Annotated in this window: 23 protein-coding genes; 14 read left to right on the top strand and 9 right to left on the bottom strand. The window is 61.3% G+C overall.

The window, feature by feature from the left end; genetic code table 11:
• Positions 1–62 precede the first annotated feature (62 nt).
• On the bottom strand, positions 63–1,127 hold the full coding sequence (gene chvE / locus ASG62_RS22320; RefSeq protein ID WP_056690598.1) for a multiple monosaccharide ABC transporter substrate-binding protein: 1,065 nt from the start codon (positions 1,125–1,127) through the stop codon (positions 63–65).
• Between the two features lie 342 nt (positions 1,128–1,469).
• Here chvE and ASG62_RS22315 point away from each other — a divergent pair, with 342 nt between their 5' ends.
• The 7 genes from ASG62_RS22315 (at position 1,470) to ASG62_RS22285 (ending at position 8,471) form a co-directional block, all read left to right on the top strand.
• Positions 1,470–2,282: a FadR/GntR family transcriptional regulator gene (locus ASG62_RS22315; RefSeq protein WP_244487475.1), complete on the top strand. Its 813-nt coding sequence runs from the start codon at positions 1,470–1,472 to the stop codon at positions 2,280–2,282.
• Positions 2,279–3,202: a Gfo/Idh/MocA family protein gene (locus ASG62_RS22310; RefSeq protein ID WP_057180587.1), complete on the top strand. Its 924-nt coding sequence runs from the start codon at positions 2,279–2,281 to the stop codon at positions 3,200–3,202. The genes ASG62_RS22315 and ASG62_RS22310 overlap by 4 nt, the downstream gene beginning before the upstream one ends.
• A gap of 45 nt (positions 3,203–3,247) precedes the next feature.
• On the top strand, positions 3,248–5,050 hold the full coding sequence (locus ASG62_RS22305) for an IlvD/Edd family dehydratase (protein WP_056690597.1): 1,803 nt from the start codon (positions 3,248–3,250) through the stop codon (positions 5,048–5,050).
• The gene (locus tag ASG62_RS22300; protein WP_056690595.1) at positions 5,050–5,976 is read left to right on the top strand and encodes a 2-dehydro-3-deoxygalactonokinase; all 927 of its coding nucleotides are present in this window, start codon (positions 5,050–5,052) and stop codon (positions 5,974–5,976) included. The genes ASG62_RS22305 and ASG62_RS22300 overlap by 1 nt, the downstream gene beginning before the upstream one ends.
• Before the next feature lie 15 nt (positions 5,977–5,991).
• Positions 5,992–6,654 (top strand): 2-dehydro-3-deoxy-6-phosphogalactonate aldolase, encoded by a 663-nt coding sequence (locus ASG62_RS22295; RefSeq protein WP_056690592.1) that lies wholly within the window; start codon positions 5,992–5,994, stop codon positions 6,652–6,654.
• Between the two features lie 213 nt (positions 6,655–6,867).
• Positions 6,868–7,212 (top strand): hypothetical protein, encoded by a 345-nt coding sequence (locus ASG62_RS22290; protein WP_056690589.1) that lies wholly within the window; start codon positions 6,868–6,870, stop codon positions 7,210–7,212.
• 470 nt (positions 7,213–7,682) lie between these two features.
• Entirely contained in the window at positions 7,683–8,471 is a 789-nt protein-coding gene (locus ASG62_RS22285) for a metallophosphoesterase family protein (RefSeq protein ID WP_056690587.1), read from the top strand.
• Between the two features lie 16 nt (positions 8,472–8,487).
• On the opposite strand, the gene ASG62_RS22280 is transcribed toward ASG62_RS22285, so the two are convergent.
• Entirely contained in the window at positions 8,488–8,931 is a 444-nt protein-coding gene (locus ASG62_RS22280; protein WP_056690586.1) for an SRPBCC family protein, read from the bottom strand.
• Positions 8,932–9,351: 420 nt separating this feature from the next.
• On the opposite strand from ASG62_RS22280, the gene ASG62_RS22275 reads away from it, so the two are divergent.
• Positions 9,352–10,386, top strand: coding sequence for an SOUL family heme-binding protein (locus tag ASG62_RS22275; protein WP_056690584.1), 1,035 nt, complete (start codon positions 9,352–9,354; stop codon positions 10,384–10,386).
• 77 nt (positions 10,387–10,463) lie between these two features.
• On the opposite strand, the gene ASG62_RS22270 is transcribed toward ASG62_RS22275, so the two are convergent.
• From ASG62_RS22270 to ASG62_RS22255, 4 genes are all read right to left on the bottom strand, one after another.
• Positions 10,464–10,808, bottom strand: coding sequence for a cupin domain-containing protein (locus ASG62_RS22270; protein ID WP_056690583.1), 345 nt, complete (start codon positions 10,806–10,808; stop codon positions 10,464–10,466).
• Positions 10,809–10,824: 16 nt separating this feature from the next.
• Positions 10,825–12,102: an O-acetylhomoserine aminocarboxypropyltransferase gene (locus ASG62_RS22265; protein WP_056690581.1), complete on the bottom strand. Its 1,278-nt coding sequence runs from the start codon at positions 12,100–12,102 to the stop codon at positions 10,825–10,827.
• A gap of 124 nt (positions 12,103–12,226) precedes the next feature.
• Positions 12,227–12,658: a CoA-binding protein gene (locus tag ASG62_RS22260; RefSeq protein ID WP_056690578.1), complete on the bottom strand. Its 432-nt coding sequence runs from the start codon at positions 12,656–12,658 to the stop codon at positions 12,227–12,229.
• Entirely contained in the window at positions 12,655–13,467 is an 813-nt protein-coding gene (locus ASG62_RS22255) for an enoyl-CoA hydratase (RefSeq protein ID WP_056690575.1), read from the bottom strand. Before ASG62_RS22255 ends, ASG62_RS22260 begins: the two co-directional genes overlap by 4 nt.
• Positions 13,468–13,743: 276 nt before the next feature.
• Between ASG62_RS22255 and rplM the strand changes: the two genes are divergently transcribed.
• The 3 genes from rplM to ASG62_RS22240 all read left to right on the top strand — a co-directional run bounded on the left by rplM (position 13,744) and on the right by ASG62_RS22240 (position 16,172).
• Positions 13,744–14,208, top strand: coding sequence for a 50S ribosomal protein L13 (gene rplM / locus ASG62_RS22250; RefSeq protein ID WP_056503638.1), 465 nt, complete (start codon positions 13,744–13,746; stop codon positions 14,206–14,208).
• Between the two features lies 1 nt (position 14,209).
• The gene (gene rpsI, locus ASG62_RS22245; protein WP_056690573.1) at positions 14,210–14,683 is read left to right on the top strand and encodes a 30S ribosomal protein S9; all 474 of its coding nucleotides are present in this window, start codon (positions 14,210–14,212) and stop codon (positions 14,681–14,683) included.
• A 160-nt stretch (positions 14,684–14,843) separates the two neighbouring features.
• Positions 14,844–16,172, top strand: coding sequence for a tyrosine-type recombinase/integrase (locus ASG62_RS22240; protein ID WP_056690570.1), 1,329 nt, complete (start codon positions 14,844–14,846; stop codon positions 16,170–16,172).
• On the opposite strand, the gene ASG62_RS22235 is transcribed toward ASG62_RS22240, so the two are convergent.
• Entirely contained in the window at positions 16,163–16,459 is a 297-nt protein-coding gene (locus tag ASG62_RS22235; protein ID WP_056690569.1) for a hypothetical protein, read from the bottom strand. The genes ASG62_RS22240 and ASG62_RS22235 overlap by 10 nt on opposite strands.
• Positions 16,460–16,537: 78 nt before the next feature.
• Complete coding sequence (locus ASG62_RS22230) at positions 16,538–16,987, bottom strand: hypothetical protein (protein WP_156382311.1); 450 nt, start codon at positions 16,985–16,987, stop codon at positions 16,538–16,540.
• 477 nt (positions 16,988–17,464) lie between these two features.
• Here ASG62_RS22230 and ASG62_RS25995 point away from each other — a divergent pair, with 477 nt between their 5' ends.
• The 3 genes from ASG62_RS25995 (at position 17,465) to ASG62_RS22220 (ending at position 20,206) form a co-directional block, all read left to right on the top strand.
• The gene (locus tag ASG62_RS25995; protein ID WP_082536992.1) at positions 17,465–17,725 is read left to right on the top strand and encodes a helix-turn-helix domain-containing protein; all 261 of its coding nucleotides are present in this window, start codon (positions 17,465–17,467) and stop codon (positions 17,723–17,725) included.
• Between the two features lie 208 nt (positions 17,726–17,933).
• On the top strand, positions 17,934–19,157 hold the full coding sequence (locus tag ASG62_RS28150; protein ID WP_156382310.1) for a DNA methyltransferase: 1,224 nt from the start codon (positions 17,934–17,936) through the stop codon (positions 19,155–19,157).
• Positions 19,154–20,206 carry a DUF262 domain-containing protein gene (locus ASG62_RS22220; protein WP_056690562.1) on the top strand — a complete coding sequence of 351 codons (1,053 nt, stop codon included), beginning with the start codon at positions 19,154–19,156 and terminating at the stop codon, positions 20,204–20,206. Before ASG62_RS28150 ends, ASG62_RS22220 begins: the two co-directional genes overlap by 4 nt.
• A gap of 1,333 nt (positions 20,207–21,539) precedes the next feature.
• Here ASG62_RS22220 and ASG62_RS25990 read toward each other — a convergent pair.
• Complete coding sequence (locus tag ASG62_RS25990) at positions 21,540–22,355, bottom strand: nucleotide-binding protein (RefSeq protein WP_156382309.1); 816 nt, start codon at positions 22,353–22,355, stop codon at positions 21,540–21,542.
• Positions 22,356–22,690: the final 335 nt, after the last annotated feature.

Genomic DNA, 22,690 nt, shown 5'->3' with positions numbered 1-22,690 from the left:
ATCGGAAAATGGATGGCTCGGGGCACCAACGGGCACCCCGAGCCATTCGACCGGTGTCGGTCTTACTTCAGCTGGTCGGCCGTGTAGTAGCCGCCGCCGACGAGGACTTCCTCGAGGTTGGACTTGTCGACCGCGACGGGCTTCAAGAGGTAGGACGGAACGACCTTGACGCCGTTGTTGTAGGTCTTGGTGTCGTTGACCTTCACCTCGGTGCCGGCGGCCATGGCGTCGACCATGTCGACGGTGACCTTGGCGAGTTCGCGGGTGTCCTTGTAGATCGTCGAGTACTGCTCGCCGGCGAGGATCGACTTCGCCGACTGGACTTCCGCGTCCTGGCCGGAAACGATGGGCATCTTGAGATCGCCCGAGCCGTAGCCGACGCCCTTCAGCGAGGAGATGATGCCGATCGAAAGGCCGTCGTAGGGCGACAGGACCGCGTCGACCTTCTTGTCGGTGTAGTTGGCCGAGAGGATGTTATCCATTCGGGCCTGCGCGGTCGCCGGGTCCCAGCGCAGCGTGCCGACCTTCTCCATGCCGGTCTGGCCGGACTGGACGACGAGCTTGCCGCTGTCGATGTAGGGCTGCAGCACGCTCATGGCGCCGTCATAGAAGAAGAAGGCGTTGTTGTCGTCCGGGGAGCCGCCGAAGAGCTCGATGTTGAACGGACCGGCCGCGGTCTTCAGATCGAGACCCTTCTCGATCGTCTGAGCCTGCAGCACGCCGACCTGGAAGTTGTCGAAGGTCGCATAGTAGTCGACGTTCGGCGAGTTCTTGATGAGGCGATCGTAGGCGATGACCTTGATGCCGGCATCGGCGGCCTGCTGGAGCACGTCGGTCAGCGTCGTGCCGTCGATCGAGGCGATGACGAGGACCTTGGCGCCCTTCGTGACCATGTTCTCGACCTGGCTGAGCTGGGTCGGGATGTCGTCCTCGGCATACTGGAGATCGGCCTTGTAGCCCTTGGCCTCCAGCGCCTTGACCATGTTGTCGCCGTCCGCGATCCAGCGGGCGGAGGACTTGGTCGGCATGGCGACGCCGACGGTGCCCTTGTCCTGCGCGAAAGCGGACGAGGACAGAGCGGCCATGCCGAACACGGCGCCGGCCAGAAGCAGCTTCAACGATTTCATATGTCTCTCCCTGGTGAAACCCTGTCGCTCCGGCCGCAGATGCACCAAGGGACGCCTTGCCCGCCCGGCTGCACCTTCAAAACACCGTCTCGACGATCCTTCCCGCTCCGGCTCTGCCGTCCGTCCACCTATCGTCGCGAGGCTCCTGGAGCCCGCGATGCCTCCGATCCTGGACGGCGCCTCGGCAAGTGTCGGGACCATCATCAGGTTCACGATCGGAGTCAAGAGGCTCTCGCGCCATTGATCGTATCAAAGATGGTGAATCGCCCGGATGCGGATTGCCAATCGGCGCAGCTTGGTCAATGATCGGATCATTGGGAGAGAATCCGGATAACGGACCACGTGCAGCAAAAATCGGGACGACGCGAGGAGGTCGGCGAGAAGCCGAACCGCACGATGAGCCTTGCCGCCGACATCGGCTGCAAGATCACATCGGGCGAGCTTGCGGCCGGCTCGGCCCTGCCGACCGAGGCCGAGATCCAGAGCCAGTACGGCGTCTCGCGCACCGTCGTGCGAGAGGCCATCCGGCATCTGGCCGCCAAGGGTCTCGTGACCGTCGGACCGAAGGTCGGAACGCGGGTGCGCGAGGCCATCGACTGGAACATGCTGGATGCCGACGTCATGCGCTGGCACCTCGTCTCCTCCAACCGGCGTCCCTTCGTGGAAGCGCTCTACGAGATGCGCCTCATCAACGAGCCAGACGCGGCGCGGCTGGCCGCCTCGCGCATCACGCCCGAGCAACTCGTTCGCCTCGGCGAGGCGCTTCGCGCCATGGCCGAGAATCCGCGGGGCTCGCGCGAGCTGATCGTCGCCGACCTCGCCTTCCACCGGATCGTGCTGGAGGCGACGGGAAACTCGATCCTGCGCTCGCTCGGCACGATGATCGAGCGCAGCCTGTCCATCTCCTTCTCGCTCAGCTGGCGGCAAAATCCGCAGGAGGAGACGGTTCGCCAGCACGGCCGCGTGCACGACGCCATCAAGCGCGGCGACGGCGAGGCCGCCGCCCTCTTCATGCGCCGCCTCATCGAGAGCGCCTTCGAGGACGTGGTGTCGGCCCTTTACGTGGAGGAGGCCGGCCGCACGCTGAACTCCTTCCGAGACAACCAGATGGAGTCGCCTCTCGAGGCGCTTTCCCGGAGAGACAACCTGACATGACGGACATTCGCCTCGGGATCGTCGGCGTCGGCAAGATCGCCCGCGACCAGCACATTCCCTCCATCGCCAAGACCGGCGGCATCTCGATCGTCGCGAGCGCGAGCCGCCACGCCTCCGTCGAGGGCGTCCCGCATTTCCGCTCGCTCGCCGAGATGCTTGAGTCCGGCGTCGAGCTCGACGCCGTCTCCCTCTGCACGCCGCCCCAGGTGCGCCATGGCGATGCGCTGCTCGCGCTTCAGGCGGGCAAGCATGTTCTTCTGGAGAAGCCGCCGGGCGCGACGGTCTCCGAGATCGCGCCCCTCTTGGAGGCGGCCGAGGCTGCGGGCGTCACGCTCTTCGCCACATGGCACTCCCGCTTCGCGCCTGCCGTTGCGCCCGCGAAGGCCTGGGCGGCGGACGCGACGATCGAGAGCGTCCATGTCGAGTGGAAGGAGGACGTGCGCCACTGGCATCCCGGCCAGGACTGGATCTGGGAGGCCGGCGGCCTCGGCGTCTTCGATCCCGGCATCAACGCCCTGTCGATCGTGACGGCCGTCCTGCCGCGGCGCATGTTCCTGGAACGCTCGACGCTGTTCTTCCCTGCCAACCGGGCCCAGCCGATCGCCGCGGACCTTTCCTTCCGCGACAGCGCCGGCGTTCCCGTGACGGCGGAGTTCGACTGGCGCCAGACGGGGCCGCAGACCTGGGACGTCACGATCGTCGCCGACAAGGGCCGCCTGACGCTCTCGCGCGGCGGCAGCGTCCTGTCGATCGACGGCAAAGTCGTTTCCGAAGAGCCGGATGCGGAGTATGCCGGTATCTACGAACACTTCGTGAAGCTTATCGGCTCCGGCCGCTCCGACGTCGACCTCTCGCCCCTCGCCCATGTCGCGGATGCGTTCCTGCTCGGTCGCCGCGAGATCGTCGAACCCTTCGAATAACCGATCGCACCCATCCCTTTCATTCTCGCAGGAAGCTGAACCCCGATGCTGAAGAAGACCGACAACGTCAAACCCCTGCGCTCGCGCTCCTGGTTCGACAATCCCGCCAACACCGACATGACGGCGCTCTATCTGGAGCGCTACCTCAACTTCGGCCTCAGCCTGGAGGAGCTTCAGTCGGGCATGCCGATCATCGGCATCGCGCAGACCGGCTCGGACCTCTCTCCCTGCAACCGACATCACCTGGAGCTCGCCAAGCGCGTTCGCGACGGCATCCGGGAGGCCGGCGGCATTCCGCTGGAGTTTCCGGTCCATCCGATCCAGGAGACGGGCAAGCGTCCGACCGCCGGCCTCGACCGCAACCTCGCCTATCTTGCGCTGGTAGAAGTGCTCTACGGCTATCCGCTGGACGGCGTCGTGCTCACCATCGGCTGCGACAAGACGACGCCCGCCTGCCTCATGGCGGCGGCGACCGTGAACATTCCCGCCATCGCGCTCTCCGTCGGCCCGATGCTGAACGGCTGGTTCCGTGGCGAGCGCACGGGTTCGGGCACGATCGTCTGGAAGGCGCGCGAGCTGATGGCCAAGGGCGAGATCGACTATCAGGGCTTCATCAAGCTCGTCGCTTCCTCCGCGCCCTCGACCGGCTATTGCAACACGATGGGCACTGCGACGACGATGAACTCGCTCGCCGAGGCGCTCGGCATGCAGCTGCCGGGCTCGGCCGCCATTCCCGCGCCCTATCGCGACCGCCAGGAGATTTCGTATCTCACGGGCAAGCGCATCGTCGACATGGTGCACGAGGACCTCAAGCCCTCCGACATCCTGACGCGCGACAGCTTCATCAACGCGATCCGCGTGAACTCGGCCATCGGCGGCTCCACCAACGCGCCGATCCATCTGAACGCCCTCGCCCGCCATGTCGGCGTCGAACTCGACATCGACGACTGGCAGACCTACGGCGAAGAGATCCCGCTTCTGGTCAATCTCCAGCCCGCCGGCGAATATCTCGGCGAGGACTACTATCATGCCGGCGGCGTTCCGGCCGTCGTCGCGCAGCTGATGACGCAAGGGCTGATCCACGAGGACGCCCCGACCGTCAACGGCAAGTCGATCGGCGACAACTGCCGCAACGCGCGGATCGAGGACGAGAAGGTCATCCGGCCCTTCGACAGCCCGATCAAGACGCATGCCGGCTTCCGCGTTCTGCGCGGCAACCTCTTCGACAGCGCCATCATGAAGCTCTCGGTGATCTCGCCGGAGTTCCGCGCGCGCTATCTCGCCAATGCGGCCGATCCCGACGCTTTCGAGGGCCGGGCGATCGTGTTCGACGGGCCGGAGGACTATCACCACCGGATCGACGATCCGGAGCTGGCGATCGACGAGCATTGCGTCCTCTTCATGCGCGGCGCCGGCCCGATCGGCTATCCCGGCGCGGCCGAGGTCGTGAACATGCGCGCGCCGAACTATCTTCTGGAGCGCGGCATCTCCTCCCTCGCCTGCATCGGCGACGGGCGCCAGTCCGGCACGTCCGGCTCGCCCTCGATCCTCAACGCCTCGCCGGAAGCGGCGACCGGCGGCGGGCTCGCGCTCCTGCAGACCGGCGACCGCGTGCGGATCGACATCGGCAAGGGCACGGCGAACATCCTGATCTCCGACGAGGAGCTGGAAGAGCGCCGCAAGGCGCTGCTCGCCAGCGGCGGCTACAAGTATCCCGCCAACCAGACACCCTGGCAGGAAATCCAGCGCGGCATCGTCGGCCAGCTGTCGACCGGCGCCGTGCTGGAGCCGGCCATCGCCTATCAGCGGATCGCACAGACCATGGGTCTGCCGCGCGACAACCACTGATGGCTGCCGCGCAGTCGCCGAAGGACGCCGTCTGCGCGGCGGTCGACTGGGGCACGTCGAGCCTTCGCATCTGGCTGCTCGGGCCGGACGGCGCGGTGCTCGGCGAGCGCCGCAGCCGCGAAGGCATGCAGGTCGCGGCCGAGACGGGCTTCGCGGCCATTCTCGACGGCCATCTCGAGGCGCTTGGGGCGGACCCGGCTCTTCCCGCGATCGTCTGCGGGATGGCGGGCGCCCGCCAGGGCTGGGTCGAGGCGCCCTATGCCGAGACCCCCGCCTCGCCGGGCGACCTCGCGACCGGCGCGATCCTGGTGGAGGGCCTATCCCGCGAGGTGCGCATCCTGCCCGGCGTCGCGCAGAAGGCCGGCGGGCGGCCGGACGTCATGCGCGGCGAGGAGACGATCGTGCTCGGCCTCGCCGCGGAGTCGGATGCGATCGTCTGCCTGCCCGGCACCCATTCCAAATGGGTCTCGGTCGAGGGCGGGCGCATCACGGGCTTCTCCACCTTCATGACCGGCGAGGTCTTCGCGCTCCTCGCCGGCCACTCGATCCTGCGCCATGCCGTGGATTCCGGTCTCGACGTCCTGTCCGAGCGCGATGCCTTCGCGTCCGGCGTGGAGGCGAGCCTGAAAGCGCCGGACCTCACGCTGAACCGCCTCTTCGCGCTGCGCGCCGCCGGGCTTCTCGGGGGTGCCGGGGCGGCGGAGACGACGGCGCGCCTTTCCGGGCTCGTGATCGGGCTCGAAATGGCCGGCGCGCGTCGGCTTCACCCGGGCTCCGAGCGCATCCTCCTCGCCTCGTCCGGCACGATGCTCGACCTCTACTCGGCCGCTCTCGGCGTCGCGGGTTTCGCCTTCGAGGCGGCCGATGCGGACGCCGCCGTGCGGCGCGGCCTCCTTGCGGCAGCACGTCAAGCTTTCTCCCTTTAGACACAGGCCTTTGCCATGAGTTCCACTCCGCAGCCCTCCCCGCCCCGCATCATCTGGCCGACGCTGAAACGAAGCCTCGTCGCGATCCTGCGCGGCATCGGACCCGACCATGCCGAGGCCGTGGTCGGCGGGTTGATCGAGGCCGGCTTCGAAGCGATCGAGATCCCCCTGAACTCGCCGGAGCCGTTCCGCTCCATCGAGCTGGCGGCGCGGCTCGCGCCCGAAGGCGTTCTGATTGGCGCGGGCACGGTTCTCTCGACCGAGTCGGTCGATCGTCTGGCGAACGCGGGCGGGCGCCTGCTCGTCAGCCCGAACGTCGATCCGTCCGTCATCCGGCGCGCCGGCGAGCACGGCATGGTGACCATGCCCGGCGTCTTCACCCCGACGGAGGCCTTCCAGGCCATCGCGGCCGGAGCCTCGGCGCTGAAGTTCTTCCCCGCCGGCGTTCTCGGCCGGTCCGGCGTTTCCGCGATCATGGCGGTGCTGCCGAAGGATATTCCGGTCGGCGTCGTCGGCGGCGTGTCGGAGGCCGACTTCGCCGGGTTCGCCGAGATCGGCGTTCGCACGTTCGGCCTCGGCTCCAGCCTCTACAAGGCGGGGATGGCGCCCGACGAGGTGATCCGGCGCGGCAAGGCCGCCGTCGCGGCCTACGATGCGGCCTTTCCCGTTGCTCGCTGACCCTTTGCCGGTTGCCGTCGAAACGCTCGAAACGAGGCCTCGTCGTTAAGCTTAACTTTCGCACTGCGAAAGCTGAGCTTACCGATCAAGTCCTTGATCTTGCTTGAAACTAACTTTGATGGGCGGTTCGATGCGATCTTGATTGTGCGGTGCAGCGTAAATGTGTATGACTGTCCTTGGAGGAGAATTCTTCTTTCTTTAAGGATGTCCGCAATGATCAAGACCGCGCTTTTCGCCACCGCCGCTCTCCTCTCCGCCGGCGCTGCCCATGCCGAGGACCTGCGTCCCCTCGCCGGTCACACGATCGAGCTCGCCGCAGCAACCGGCTCCGTCTACTACACGAAGGAAGCCCGCGGCTTCCGCGTCGTTGCCACTCTGTCGGGCAGCGAGGGCGCCACGCCCGTCCGCTTCGTCGCCACGCTCGCCGATGGCCAGGCCGTGACGGTCTCGGTTCCGGTCGAAGGCGAAGCCGCCCAGGAGCTCGAGATTTCGCGCGATGGCGAGACCCTGTCGGTCGAGCCGGTCGAAGCGCTGATGGTCCGCGCCTCGCTCGACTGATCGAACAGCCGCCGCTGTCCAGCGGCGCGCTCGCAAGCGGGGACGGATATCCTCCCCGACTCGCCCGGTCGATCGGCCAGGCCCATTCGAGAGACGTTGCAGACGGTTCTCGATCGTGCCCAACCCAGTCGGTTCGAAAGCCTTCATGTCCTCGTGCGGTGCGGGAGGATGCTCTCGACCCTCGATCGTTCCGTGATCACGGCCGGCATCTCGCGATGGCGGCCGTTTCGCGTTCCCCCTCACGGCGGGAGCCATTATCGTCCTTGTCGGAGCCGAACGTCACGTCGATCCGGGGTCGTGTGCTCGTGCCATCCGGCCGGGCCTCAGACCTCGGGCTCCTGCGCCTCCGCGAGCGTCTCGGCGAAAGGCCAATCCGTTTGTTGTCAAAGCTCTTGCATCGTTTGGGCCTGTCCTTCGCAGGCAGGCGCCATAGCTTGGACGATGGTTCTGCGACGGATAAGGGGCGCGCGGTGGATCGTTCGCTTCTCTATGCCATCGGCGACGTCCACGGGCGGGCCGATCTCCTCGCCGACCTGCTGCAGGCGATTGAGGACCACGCGGCACAGGCGGGCCGGACGCATCGCATCTACTTTCTCGGCGACATCATCGATCGCGGGCCGGACAGCCGCGCCTGTCTCGATCTCGTGCGGGACACGCTTGCCCGCTCGCCGACGTCGCGGCTGATCCTCGGCAATCACGACGACTACCTCCTGTCCTTCTTCGACGGGAAGAGTTTCAAGGAATCCTGGTTTCAGCTCTGGATGAACCAGGGGGGTCGCGAGACCCTCCTCTCCTACGGCGTCGATCCCTCCAATCCGAAGGTGGCGCGAAAGAGTCTGCGCGAGCGCTTCGGCCATCATCACAGGATGCTGACCCTCGCCTCGATCATGGAATACGACGATGACTTCGTCTTCGTTCATGCCGGCATCGATCCCTCGCGCTCCCTGGAGAAGCAGACGCGGAGCGATTGCCTCACCATTCGCCGGCGGTTTCTGGAGCATGTCGGACCGCTCGGACACATCGTCGTCCACGGGCATACGATCCAGAGCCCGCCGCGCGCGGTCGCGACGGAGAACCGCATCTCGCTCGACACGGGCGCCTATTCCAGCGGCACGCTCACCGCTCTTGTGATCGACCGTCAGGCGCGCACGCTCGAAACGCTCTCGACCCAGCCGGACGGCCGCGTTCTTTCCGGCAGTCCCGTCCGGCTCGACCGCGGCCTCGGCACCGTGCTCGACGGCTTCGCCGAAGCCGCCTGAGCCGCTTGGTTTCTCATCAGGCGGAAACCGCGTCGACGATCCCGGCGAGGCCGGACTCGTAGACGGCGGAAATGACGCCCGTCGCCTCGTCGCGGCTGACACCCTTGGCATCGAAGGTCGATGTCCACTCGATCCGGGAGCCGTCGCCATCGGCCGTGACGGAAAGGGTGGAGATATAGCCGTCCACGGGCATTGCCCCGTCGAGAATCCGATAGGTGTAGCTCCGGCCCGCATCGTCCCAGTCGACGAGCGCTTCGAGGACGGTTGCACCATCGTTGAGGACCAGGAGGCGAAGCGTCTGCCCGTCCCGCTCCTCGATCGTGGCCGACTGGATGGCCGGATGCCATTTCGCGATACCGGCGAAATCGCCGATCGCGGACCAGACCTTGCCCGGCGATGCGTCCGTCGTCGCCGACTTTGTGACGCCGAGTTCGCCGAGCGAGGTCGAAACCTGTGGCAATGATGTCGAACCTTGCATGTCGTCCCTCCCGTGACATTCCGCGTGCCGTTCTAAGCATTTGGCGGAAACGTAGGTGAAGGTAGCACGTCTGCGCGGACGGACGAGAGCGCTGGAGCGTCGGACAAAAAAAGGGGCGGCTCGAAGGCCGCCCTCTCAAAAACTGGCTGGAGTATCAGGCCATGAAAAACCTGATACCGCGCAAACCGATACGAAGGGTAAAGGTTGCATACGGCCTCGACGATCATGCTTTCGGAACCGAAAAGTTTCAGGTTCGAGGCTTGGCTGCGACCAAGATGCTGCGCCTGCGCAACCAACCCTTGAACGCCGCGTTGAGAGGGCATTTCCCGGAGCGCGGACCCGTCCGCATTCCTTATTCCCGCGCGGTCGCCAGTGACGGGCGCGGATAGCCAGGAGTTCTCCATGTTTGGACACAAGCCGACCGCGTTGGAACGGATCTCGGACGCCCTCAGCGACATCGGCGACCGGATCGTCGATCTGGAGGAGCGCGTGGTCGAGCGGGTGAACCCGACGCCATCGGCGCCCGAGCGTGCCCGGCGGGCGATCGCGCGCCATCTGCCCGGCCATTCCAGCGGCATCTCGCGCTACGTCCCGGACTTCTTCTCCGGCTGGCACCTGCCGACGAGCGACGACGCGCGCTCGACCTACCGCTCGGCGCGCAACCAAGTTTCCAGCTGGGGCTCCTCGCTCTACGGCCTGCGCAACGATCTGCCGGACGTGCGCTCGCGCCTGTCCGACATCGATCTCCCCGATGCGCGCCTGCCGCGCTGGTCGAGCTTCAGCCGCGGCTTCGCCACGCGCAGCCGTCTCGAATATTTCCGCGATCGTCCGGGCCTGACCACGCTGGCCGTTCTCGGCGGCACGGTCGCCGTCGCGGGCGCCGCCTACTTCGTCGCCAAGAAGGTTTCCGAACACACGGAAGAGCCGGACTACGACGTCGTGCGCCAGGACGGCGACATCGAGATCCGCGACTATGACGCCATGGTGGTCGCCGAGACCGTGAAGAGCGGCTATCACGAGAAGGCCCGCCGGGTCGGCTTCGAGACGCTCGCCGACTACATCTTCGCCAACAACCGTTCGGGCAAGAAGATCCCGATGACGGCGCCGGTGCTGCAGCAGCTGTCCGAGGCCGAGGGCCAGACGCGCGGCTGGGCCGTGCGCTTCGTCATGCCCAAGCGCTTCACCAAGGGCGCCCTGCCGCAGCCGGCCTCCGGCGACGTGAAGCTGAAGGACGTGCCGGCCAAGCGTGTCGTCGCCATCCGCTTCAGCGGCAACTTCACGGCCTCGCTCGCCTCCAAGAAGCTGATGCTGCTCTACAATTACATCGCGGACGAGAACCTGAAGCAGAAGGGCGATCCGGAATACGCCTTCTACAACCCGCCCTGGACGCCCGGCCTCTTCAAGCGCAACGAGATCCTCATCGAGATCGACCGCTAAGAGCCGAAGACCGAGACATGACGAACCCCGCATCCTCCTTCGAGGATGCGGGGTTTTCGTTTGTCCCGAACCACTCGTCAGGTCTTGATGACGTAGTGCTTCAGCGTCGTCTCGATCACCCGCCAGGTGCCCTTGAAGCCGGGGCGGAGGACGAAGGCGTCTCCCGCCTTGACCACCGTCTCCGCTCCGCCCTCCTCCGTGATGACGGAATGGCCGGAGACGATGTGGCAGAACTCCCATTCCGCATATTCGACGCGCCATTCGCCGGGCGTCGATTCCCAGTAGCCGGCATAGAGGCCCTGGCCGTCGTCCTCGATGTTCCAGGTCCGGTTGGTCGGGTTGCCGGAGACGATCCGGTCCGCCGCCGGCGCGCCGTGCTCGGGCTCGCCGGCCTGTTCCAGGATGAAAATGCGGTCGGACATGAGTCTCGCTCCTCGCTCAGGTTCGCGCGAGCGCCTGGTCGAGATCGGCGAGGATGTCCTCGATGCTCTCGATGCCGACGGAGAGGCGCACCGTGTCGGGCCCCGCGCCCGCGACGACCTTCTGGTCGTCGGTCAGCTGCTTGTGGGTCGTGGAGGCCGGGTGGATGACCAGCGAGCGCGTGTCGCCGATATTGGCGAGGTGGGAGAAGAGCTCCAGCCCCTGCACGAAGGCGACGCCCGCCTCGTAGCCGCCCTTCAGCCCGAAGGTCAGAACGGCGCCGGCACCCTTCGGCGCGAATTTTAGCTGGTTCGCGTGCCAGGGATCGTCGGGCAGGCCGGCATAGGAGACCCAGGCGACCTTCTCGTGGCCCGAGAGATGCTCGGCGACTGCTTGCGCGTTTTCGCAATGGCGCTGCATGCGAAGCGGCAGGGTCTCGATGCCCGTCAGGATCTGGAAGGCGTTGAAGGGCGAGATCGCCGGTCCGAGATCGCGGAGGCCGAGGACGCGGCAGGCGATGGCGAAAGCGAAATTGCCGAAGGCCTCGTGGAGAACGACGCCGTTGTACTCGGGCCGGGGCTGGGACAGCGTCGGGTAGCGCGCGCTGGCGGACCAGTCGAACGTGCCGCCGTCCACGATGACGCCGCCCATGGAATTGCCGTGGCCGCCCATGAACTTCGTCAGCGAATGGACGACGATGTCCGCACCATGCTCCAGCGGCCGGCAGAGGTAGGGGCTGGCCAGCGTGTTGTCGACGATCAGCGGCAGGCCGTGGCGATGGGCGATCTCGGCGATGCCGGCGATGTCGACCACGATGCCGCCGGGATTGGCGATCGATTCGATGAAGATCGCCTTGGTGCGTTCGCCGATCGCGGCCTCGAAGGTGGAAAGATCGGCAGGATCCGCCCAGTTCACCCGCCAGTCGAAGCCCTTGAACGCATGGGTGAACTGGTTGATCGAGCCGCCGTAGAGCTTGCGGGAGGCGACGAAGTCGTCGCCCGGCTGCAAGAGGGCGTGGAAGACCAGAAGCTGAGCCGCATGGCCGGAGGCGACCGCGACGGCCGCCGTGCCGCCCTCAAGGGCGGCGACGCGCTCCTCGAGCACGGCCTGGGTCGGATTCATGATGCGGGTGTAGATATTGCCGAACTGCTGAAGGCCGAAAAGCGCGGCCGCATGTTCCACGTCGTCGAAGACGAAGGACGTCGTCTGGTAGATCGGCGTCGCGCGCGCGCCGGTCGCCGGATCGGGCGATGCGCCCGCGTGAACCGCAAGGGTCTCGAAGCCGGGGGTCGTCATCTCGTCTTTCCTCCAAAGGCCGAAGCGGCGAAGGGACAGCGCCTTCCGCCGCCCGGGCGACACAGTCCATCGACGTTCCAATCGGTGGCGGCCCGGCGAAACATCGTTCCGGACCGCCCTTCCGTCACGAGCCGATCAGCCGAGGGTGCTCGATCGCCGGGCAGCGGTCCATCACGACCTCGACGCCGGCGGCCATGGCCCGCTTCGCCGCCTCCGCATCCCGGACGCCAAGCTGCGTCCAGAGAACGGCGGGCCGGGGGTCCAGCGCCAGAAGCTCGTCGACGATGCCGGGCAGCGCGTCGCTGGCGCGGAACACGTCCACCATGTCGATCGGCTCGGCAATGGAAGCGAGATCGGCATAGCAGAGCTGGCCGAGAATTTCGCCGCCTGCCTGACCCGGATTGACCGGAACGACATGATAGCCCTTGGCGAGGAGAAACCGCATGACGCCATGGGACGGGCGCTCGGGCTTCGGGCTCGCCCCCAGAAGCGCGATGGTGCGAACCGTCGAAAGGATGCGCCGAAGGCGCTCGTCGGTCTCGATCGTTCCGCTCATTCATTCCTCCAGTCCGGCTTGCGCTTCTCGATGAAGGCCGAAATCCCTTCTTCGGCATCGCGCGCCATCATGTTCTCGACCATCACGCCCGCCGCATAGTCGTAGGCCTCGGCGAGCCCCATCTCGGACTGCCGGTAGAAGGCCTCCTTGCCGATCTTGACCGTGACGGCGGACTTCGCCGCGATCGAGGACGTGTATTTGTGCACGATGGTCGGCAGATACTGCGGCGGGACGACGCGGTTGACGAGGCCGAACTCGCGGGCGCTGCGCGCATCGATCGTCTCGCCGGTCAGGAGCATTTCCATCGCGTGCTTGGGCGCGAGGTTGCGCGAGAGCGCGACCATCGGCGTCGAGCAGAAGAGACCGATATTGACGCCGGGCGTCGCGAAGGTGGCCTCCTCCGAGGCGATGGCGAGGTCGCAGCTCGCCACGAGCTGGATGCCCGCAGCCGTCGCGACGCCGCCGATCTCCGCGATGACCGGCCGGGGATGGCGGACGATATCCTGCATGAGATCGGCGCAAAGGCGCATGGTGCGATCGAAGAAGGCGCGCCCGCCGTCGTCGTCGGCGCGATGGGCGGTCATCTCCTTGAGGTCGTGGCCGGCACAGAAGACCCGCCCCTCCCCGGCAATCACGACGACGCGGCATGCGGGATCGGCGGCTGCCTCGGCCAGCGCCGCGCGCAGCGCCTCCATCATGCGGATCGACAGGGCGTTCGCCGGCGGAGCGGAGAGGGTCAGCCGGTGCACCGGCCCCTCCCGCTCCACGAGGACGGGCTGCGTCTGGCTCAGTTCAACGATCTCGGCCAAGGGCACCTCCTGATGTCGCCGTCTTGCTAGCCCATCCCCGCAGGCCTGCCAATCTCCAGCTACGGATCACCGCAGCATTATGCGGTACCTGAATACCTCTATTGTTAAGCATCTGTTTTTGCTATCTTTAGCCCTGAAGGAAGCATGTCGGACACTCTTGACCTGAAGGAACGCGCGCGGTAGACAACCGCTCAGAGTGCGGTCCCTGGGGCCGCCCTTTTCGTATGGCGGTTCTTCTGGAATGCGCCGACGTGACGCTGTTCCAAGGAAGAACCCATGAAAACCTTCTCGCAGAAGAACGAGACGGTCGAGAAGAAGTGGATCCTGATCGACGCCGAAGGGCTCGTCGTCGGCCGCCTCGCATCGATCGTCGCGCTCCGCCTTCGCGGCAAGCACAAGCCGACCTTCACCCCGCATATCGACGATGGCGACAACATCATCATCATCAACGCGGACAAGGTCGTCTTCACCGGTAAGAAGTTTACCGACAAGACCTACTACTGGCACACCGGCTATGCCGGCGGCATCAAGCAGCGCAAGGCTCGCCAGATCCTGGAAGGCCGCTTCCCGGAGCGCGTCGTCGAGAAGGCCGTGGAGCGCATGCTGCCCGAGGGCCCGCTCGGTCGCCAGCAGCTTCGGAACCTGCGCGTCTATGCCGGGTCCGAGCACCCACATGCCGCCCAGACCCCCGAGACGCTCGACGTCGGCGCGATGAACTCGAAGAACAAGAGGGCTGCATAACATGGCCGACATGAACTCGCTCCAGGCTCTCGGCAGCATCGAGAGCGTCCAGGAAGCCGCTCCGGTCCACGTCCAGAAGCTCGACTCGCTCGGCCGCGCCTATGCGACCGGCAAGCGCAAGGACGCGGTCGCCCGCGTCTGGGTCAAGCCGGGCTCCGGCAAGATCATCGTCAACGACAAGGAATTCGCGGCCTATTTCGCGCGTCCCGTCCTGCAGATGGTGCTGCGTCAGCCGATCGTCGCGGCGAACCGCGACGGCCAGTTCGACATCGTGGCGACGGTCGCCGGCGGCGGTCTCTCCGGCCAGGCCGGTGCGGTCCGTCACGGCATCTCGAAGGCCCTCACCTACTACGAGCCGGGCCTGCGCCCTGTTCTGAAGAAGGGCGGCTTCCTGACCCGCGACAGCCGCGTCGTCGAGCGCAAGAAGTACGGCAAGGCCAAGGCCCGTCGTTCGTTCCAGTTCTCGAAGCGGTAACTTACTCGTTCTCGAAGTCCTACGGCGCAAGGGGTCGGCAGCAATGCCGGCCTCTTTTCACGTTTGACATCGCGTTGACAAGACCTTGATCCCCTGGACATTCCAGTTCATTTCTTTTGACAGATTGAGGACACGAACACGTAGGAATCAGGGGTCTCGCATGTCGTATGAGAACAAGGTCTCCTTCAGGGAAGGACGTATCGTTCTCTACACAAGGAATGGCTCGCCAACCTTCCACGTCCGCCTGAAGGTGGATGGCCAGGACGGCTACGTCGTGCGCTCAACGAAGAGGGTATCCGTCGAAGAGGCACGCACCTTCGCTGAGGACCTCTACGATGACCTGAGATATCGCGTCCGAAACAACCTCGATACCGGGACCCATACGTTCGCCTCTCTGTGGAAGAGATGGCTTGCCGCGAACCGGGCATCCCTCTCCATCCACCGGCTTCGCTACATCGAAGGGACGGCAAACCGCTACCTCCTCCCCTTCTTCGGCAAGAGGTCACTCGAGTCGATCAACGACGTGATCGTTACGCAGTATTGGACGTGGCGTATCGCCTACTGGTCCTCTGCGGAGGGGACAGCGAAGATCGAAGCCGCAAGGAAGACGAGAGCGACCAAGCAGAACCCCTGGATACAGAAGCTCGGCAACGTCGCGAAGGTCCCCGCACAGAAATCGCTGGATATGGAGAGGACCGCCCTCCTCCAAATCTTCCATTGGGGTGAACGCAACGGCCTTATGAAGCGAGTGCCTGACGTATCCTCTCCGAAAGTCAAACCACGAGGAGTCGTGGAGCGCCGGCCGGCATTCGAAATCGAAGAATGGAAAGAACTCTACCGCTTTATGCGGGGATGGGTCCGGGAGGAGTATACGGTCACCCCATCCGCCAGTCAGGGATCACCGATCGTCAGGAAGCCAAACGGCTTCCATCTTTGGCACCGTGAACTCCTTCGGAGCTACGTCCTCTTCATGGGAGCATCGGGCCTGAGACCCAACGAAGCGCGTCAACTTCGTTGGCGAGACATTGCAACCCACACGGATGAACAAGGAACCAAACACATTGTTCTCTACGTCGCACCGACGACGAAGACCGGAGAACGCGAGACCATCCCTCTCAGAAACGCTTGGGTCATCATCGACCGCCTTAAGGCGGCTTCGTCCTTCACGGCACCCGACAATCTAGTGTTCTGCGATCGATCCGGCGCACCCATCGACAATTTCGGAAAGACCTTCAAAGCCTTGCTGATCCGATGCAACCTGTTGAAGGATAGGTTCGGCCGCGATCGAACCATCTACTCGCTGAGACACACCTACTGCACTCTCAAACTTCTCCATAGCGATGTGAAGATCGAGGACCTCGCACAGAACCTTGGGACATCCCCGGCGACCATCTTCGCCCATTATCGCCATATCACGACGAGAATGAAGGCGAGTTCGCTGGGAGGTCAACTCCGGCCCGGCCTCAGTTCAAAGGGACTCTATTTCTGAGTTCCGGTCTCTACCCGTCGATCGGCAAACATCCAATCGGACCGGTCCCAGAGGATGCTCCATGCGCTCTGAGGGATACCGAGATCGGACATCCGATCTAAAACTTCGTAGACGATGGTCTCATCATCACCGAGCTTTCCACGCAGTTGTAAGGAGCAAACCACGCGCCCGTCTTCGTTGAGGAAATCGTCAGGCGACATGTGACCGACCAAGCGCTCTTCGAAGCCTTCGTCCACGCTGACGAGGATCGTGAGTTCAAACTGACCGAAGCCGGTTCCAGGCGCCATCGCTTGATTAATTCCTCTCGTCGTTTCCGTGAATACGGAGACCGTGCCTCTCAAAAGTTTCGCGCGGTAAGCGCCGCCCTAGAGTGAGCAGTATCGTGTCCATTTGACCCACTTCGCGGCGGTCACCGCCATGCGGCCATCATCCAGACGCTGTTCCTTCATGAGGGCTTGCGTCGCCTCCGGCTCCGCTGGCTCGACGGCGTATCGAAGTATGAAGCGAAAATAGTCGACTTCGCCCGGTCGTAGTTTCCTGATTGGAACCGCATTGACGACACAGGCGCAATAAGTCTGAACCTTGTCATCGTAGTCAGCGAGGAATGCCGCTCTTTCCTCATCTGAGACCCGTGGATGCGTTTTTGACATGAGAAGCTTCATCGGCGCCATCCCCCACAAACACGCCTCAGAGATCGCCTGTGCGTCCTCTGCAACCGAGGTCTCGTAGGGAGAAGGGTCCTCCGCCCGAGCGGGTTGAACGATACCAATGGCGATGGATGCAGCAATCCAAATGCCTCTGAATGCCAAGTTCAACTGACCATCTCCATCGCACTCGTGGTCGCATCAAAGAACCCGCGCTCTAGGGCCTTATTCGACGAACGATTGGTAATGAATACAATCACAATCCCAATGATCGTGATCAACATCATCACCACGAAGATCATCATGAGGAGAAACCGACCGAACGAGATGCCCTTCCGTCCAGAGAATGTAAGAACCGATGTGCCGTCTCTTCCAGCATCCAATTCGCTTATGATCGTGATCCGATGCATAGAGGATCGAGGGCGAAGAACAACTCGACCTTTCTTGTCGATGTAGGCTTTCCCAATTCGGGAGGACGCCTTGAGAAGAGCCGTGCGGACTTCCTCATTCGAAACCCCGGAGGGGACCCTTCTCGAAACTGTAAGATCATTAGCCACTGTAGTTCCCCTCTGAATACAAGAGACGCTACACAAATCTGGTGGCTATAGCCAGTGGTTTTCCGGCCATGGGAATGGTCGCGTTCTCCTTATGAACGGACGCGAACTCCTAGCTTGGAATCTGAGACGACTGAGGGTGGAAAAGGGACTCTCACAAGAACGGCTTGCAGCCGATACGTCCATCGACCGTGCCTACCTCGGCGGACTAGAGCGAAAGACTGAGAACGCCAGCGTCGATCTCCTAGATCGGCTCGCACGGGGACTGTCGGCAGGCATCTGGGAGTTGTTCGTTGTTCCTGAACCAGGGGCCGAACCGCCGAAGCCGCTTCGTGGTGGGAGAAGAGCTAAGTGATTGCGTTTTCTCGAACGATTGAGGCCCATTACGTCAGACACGAACGGCAGTCACCGACATTCTACCGTCGGACATCCGTAGGGGGTCGGACCAAACCATAATTAGGAGCCGGTTGATGCACCGGGTCACTCGTAGCCATCGATTAGTTTTGGTTCGGCAGCGAAGGGGGTATATGACAAAGGTAGATAACGGAATCACGTGAAGCGCATTGCTAGCACCACCTTACCTCGTCTCGCCGAAACTAACGGTTAGGGAAAAGCGGAAGTCCCTCTATCCGTATTACGCTGGCTTTTCGGAAGAGTTCGTGAGGACGGTCCTGGGCGGGTTGCATCTGCAAGAGGACGCAGTGATCCATGACCCCTGGAACGGCTCAGGCACGACCACAGCCGTTGCAGCGATGATGGGATTTCGGAGCATCGGATTTGATGTGAACCCGGCTTTGTCGATCATTGCGGCAGCACGAACTGCGACAAGGGAGGAAGCAATAGAGGTCCTCCAAGCGATCAAAGCGCTGGAAGCTCGACCTCCGAAGGGGAAGAGATCAGCGGCTATTCAACTAACCGCAATCTTTCATCGCCTTCACTTGGACACGTGCACACTGGCGGAGACTTACGAGAACCGCCGCGTAAGCTTAATACTATGCATCCTTTTTAGGGCGGCTAGGACACTCGCTAAGCCATCTCGGGCCAGTAATCCGACATGGTATAAGATTTCGCCCTTATCCCAACCCACGACGGCTACCGATGTACTGAACGAAGTTAAGAGGCAAGCCGATATCGACTTGGATTCGATTTCATGGCGGCAGTCGTCTACACCAGCACCGATGCTTCATACAGTTAACTCGTGTATACAACATCTTCCTGACGAGACGATCGATGCTGTCGTGACCTCTCCTCCATATCTAACGCGTATAGACTACGTGAAAGCTACACTACCGGAACTCCAACTCCTCTCCTTGATCTTTCCAGACCTCGATGAGCTAGACATACGTCGAAAGATGATAGGGTCCCCGTTAGTGGGCCGAACAGCGCCAATGGCCATTGATGCGTGGGGAAGGACCGCCTCTGACTGCCTTGGGCTCATCTCCTCCCATCCATCTAAGGCATCCAACGGTTACTACCTTCGGTTTTACCTGCGCTATTTTCACTCTCTTTTCGTGTCTCTTTCGTCGCTGTTTGAATCATTGAAACCTTCGGGCTTCTTATCAATGGTTACACAAACATCTCATTATAAAGAGGTATTCATTGATCTCCCACAGATTGTCGAAGAGATGGCCCTAGCGATTGGGTATCAAAGAACCGGGTCGAGCCAGTTTCACCAGTCTCGTTCTTTTGTGACATTGAATGCGAAGTCCAGCCGCACCCTTTCATGTGTCAATCCAATAGAACAGATATCAATTTTTCTAAAGCCGAATGCGCTGGTGCGATCATGAAAGCCAATCCATCCCCCACTCCCGTGGCTGACTACTGTCAGGATATCAACTTAGGCAAGATCGTAGTCAACAATGACTATCAACGCGCCGAGGGGATATGGTCTCACTCCGCCCGTTCGTTTTTCATTGAGTCGATCCTCCTAGAGTATCCGATACCCAAGCTATACCTCCACGCTCGCTTGGACCTGCTTACAAGGCAGGTCATAAAGGAGATAGTAGATGGTCAACAAAGGAGTAGCGCCCTTCGTGACTTTTACAATGACAAACTGAGATTATCAAGAACACTTATCACTGAAGATGTTCGAGGTCTCAAATACTCACAGCTAGACGACCAGTGGAAGACTGCCTTTTTGTCTTACTCGCTTCCAATCGACCAGTTTACCGGGGTAGGCGAGGACGATGTTCAGGAAGCTTTTCGGAGAATGAACGCGAATAATGTTCCTCTGAATGAGGAGGAGCAGCGCAATGCTCAGTTCCAAGGTCCATTTAAGTGGTTCATACTGGACATCGCGAAGTCCTACACTCCGATATTTAGGGAACTGAAGCTCTTCTCACGACGTGATTTTGTCAGGATGGTCGATGTCAAAGCATATTCAGAGATTGCCTATGTCTTAGACAGCGACTTCGCAACGATAAAGTCAGAACGCTTGAATGCGTTGTACAAAAAGTATAATAGCTCCTTCCCTCAGATAGATGAGTTTAGGATAGTTATATGCACGGGACTTGATGAGTTCGTTAGAAGAGAGGAACTCCATCTTCCTGTATTCCTTCGTGCCCATATTTTCCAGTCGATAGTAATTGCTTTGATTTCCCTAATGGGTAAGTTCAGGTTTGTCGAACGCATCTATGGAGAAAACAAGCAGCACGTAGATGAGATGATTGATCTCAACCCGACTATAGAAACGCTCGGTCTATGTCTCGAAGACCCGGATTCATATCCTGGCTACCACCGCTTTATTCAAGCCTGCACGAGAGGCACCAATACGGGTGAGGCGCGCACGGTCCGGTTCCTCTACTTCACACAGGCGCTTTCGAACGCAGTAGAATGAACCACTGTAGCGATCTTGAAAGTCTCTACGCGAGCTTTGAAAAGCGGCTCTATAGGCTGACTATAGAACTCGATCACGTGCGAGAGATCGAAGGCTACCGAAGGCGAATGATCCTTGCCCAAGTGGTTGTCGAGTTGGACAACCTTCTTTTAGGGTGCCTTCGTGAGTTCCTGGTTAGTTGCCTACTCGGCACGAGAACAGTCAACGGCACTCGTACAGCTTCTCAGCAAGCCCTCACTAGTGAAGGGGAAGCCTCGGCATTCATCATGTCTTCGCTGAACTCGTTTGGTTATCAACGGATGGGTTCGCCAGCAACAGTTCCTCGACGGAAGGAACCAACGATCCGCCAGCCAAGGGACGTGGAGAAAGTCCTCCTGGCTGCGAAGGCTAATAACATCGTGTCGGTTCAAAGGGCGCTGGCATTCAATTTCAAGTTCTTTGACGAAATAGGATCACTTCGCAATTTCTATTGCCATCGTAACAAGGATACGTACGACTCGGCATACAGTAAGGCACGCAACTGGGGGGCGACATCCCGGTTGCATCCAGATGAGCTTGTGTTGAAGCCTCGCCCGGGTCGGCCGGTCCCCATCATCAGGGATTGGATCGGAGAAGCACGGTTGTTCTTTGAGGAAATCACGGCCTAGGCTCACTAGCCCCGGCTCGTTTGAGATTTCCCCTCCCTCCTCATAGGGGGGTCTCCCGTCGATCAACATCCACTAACGGCGTCTGTAGCCTTCCAGGCTTATACAACTCGACGAACGGAGGTCCGAAGGCCGAACTTTTCTAGTCAACGCAGTCAAAGCTATCACCAGATACCTTCGTCAGACCCAATGTCTATCAGGCAAAACGGAGGGTCTTGAAGTCTCCCTACCGTGGGGATGGCAGGGGTTCGGACGCACCCCATTCTGTCGATACGCAATTGCAACAGTGCCTCCTAAGATCATTTGAGAAGGTGTTTTGGACGCCTCCAATGGGAATAGAGAAGGCGGAAGACGTTGCCGCTCCAGCATCAGTGGCGTTGATGGTGGCTTGGGACGAAAATTCGTCCTACGCGACTGGCACCTCTACATAACTAAGGCTCAAGGAAAGTTCAGATGTACGGCTTGTGCAGAGGATTGATAAGCCACGGGCGGTTCAGCGGCTCAGGCAATCGGCTAGTCGAAACTAATTAGCAGGCGGAGGCTGAGACCACCGCCTACTAGATTACATCTACTCATTGACGGCTATTCATAGATTTGAATGTCGCCAAAACCGTCTTTTTGTAAGAGATATAGAGGCAGACACAATCAACAGGGTCACTTCGATCATTTTATTATATAGCTATAGCGCCTTACTGTTCTCTATTAAGTTCCGATTCATTGATTTCAATTTTCGGAAGTCTTTCGACAAGAGATGCTAGAGCGGCTGGCGACACGGTCCAACCGTTAAGCGCACCTATCCAACGACCCCCAAGCTCTTTGATCATCTCCTTGCAAGGTTTTGTTTCCCCTTCAAGTAGATACGCATTCTTATATTTACTGGCCTTGATGCCGTTACCGTCTAGTTCGGCAGAAGGTTCATTATACACCTGATGACGAGAGGACTTTTTGATAATAGTCTTCCGGCTATCAGCAACAGTTGAGGAAGGCTTAGATTCGACCTTCGGCTGAGGAGCCGGAGGGACGGTGTCCTCGCCTCTTGAGTCCTGGAACGACTTAAGGATAGCCATTTGTCGAGCGATCTGGCCGCATGCTGGCCCAAGCGCCGAATGCCAGTTGCGATCCTGCCGATCGCCCTCGTACTGACCGGCCGTTATGCCCATTAAGTCTGTCGGTAACCGGAGGTCCTTTGCATTGTCCGGTATCAAGAAGAAGGAACGCTCAATCCCAAGGCGTCCGATGAAAAGACCCATTTCAAGTATGACGTTGTCGCGGACTGATTCATGTATCTCGTCACGTTTCACCGTGAGGTCGTCTGGCGAAAATACGAAGATGCCGAAATCGCTTTCTCGCAAGACTGCGATCAATGCCGACAGGGCACTCTGGGATAACAGGAAGATTCCCTGATTCCAGACAGAGCATTCTGCCTCTCTAGTTAAGTTGGAATGAACAGCATTGGCGATATGCAGTCCTTCTCGGGACGAACCTATAAAGACCTTAGGTTTCAATCTTTCCTCCTCTTGTCGCCTATCGGCAACAATTCGCCTGTTCCTTCAAAGCAGATACATCAAGGTTGTAGCGTCGAGGTGAAGGAAACTCAAGGTGGATGCTGTTCTACCTTACGTCCCTCACGTCCCTCGAGCCTTTGCGGCATTCGAGCTTTGTGGATGTCCAAAGCCAACAAATCGTTTCGTATGATACCTTCTCGACATACCGTCGATTGAATTCCAGCGCGGCAACCACGATCTATCCGCCTCTTCGGCATCGAGACAGTTTCGGAAAGCCGAAGTGTGAGACAACACATTGGCTCAACATCACTTTCCGTCTTATCTCATATGGGCTT

Origin of the sequence: Aureimonas sp. Leaf427 (assembly GCF_001425485.1) — a bacterium.
GTDB lineage: Bacteria > Pseudomonadota > Alphaproteobacteria > Rhizobiales > Rhizobiaceae > Plantimonas.
The sequence above is the reverse complement of the archived record's forward strand: the minus strand, read 5'-3'. Positions and strand labels throughout refer to the sequence as shown.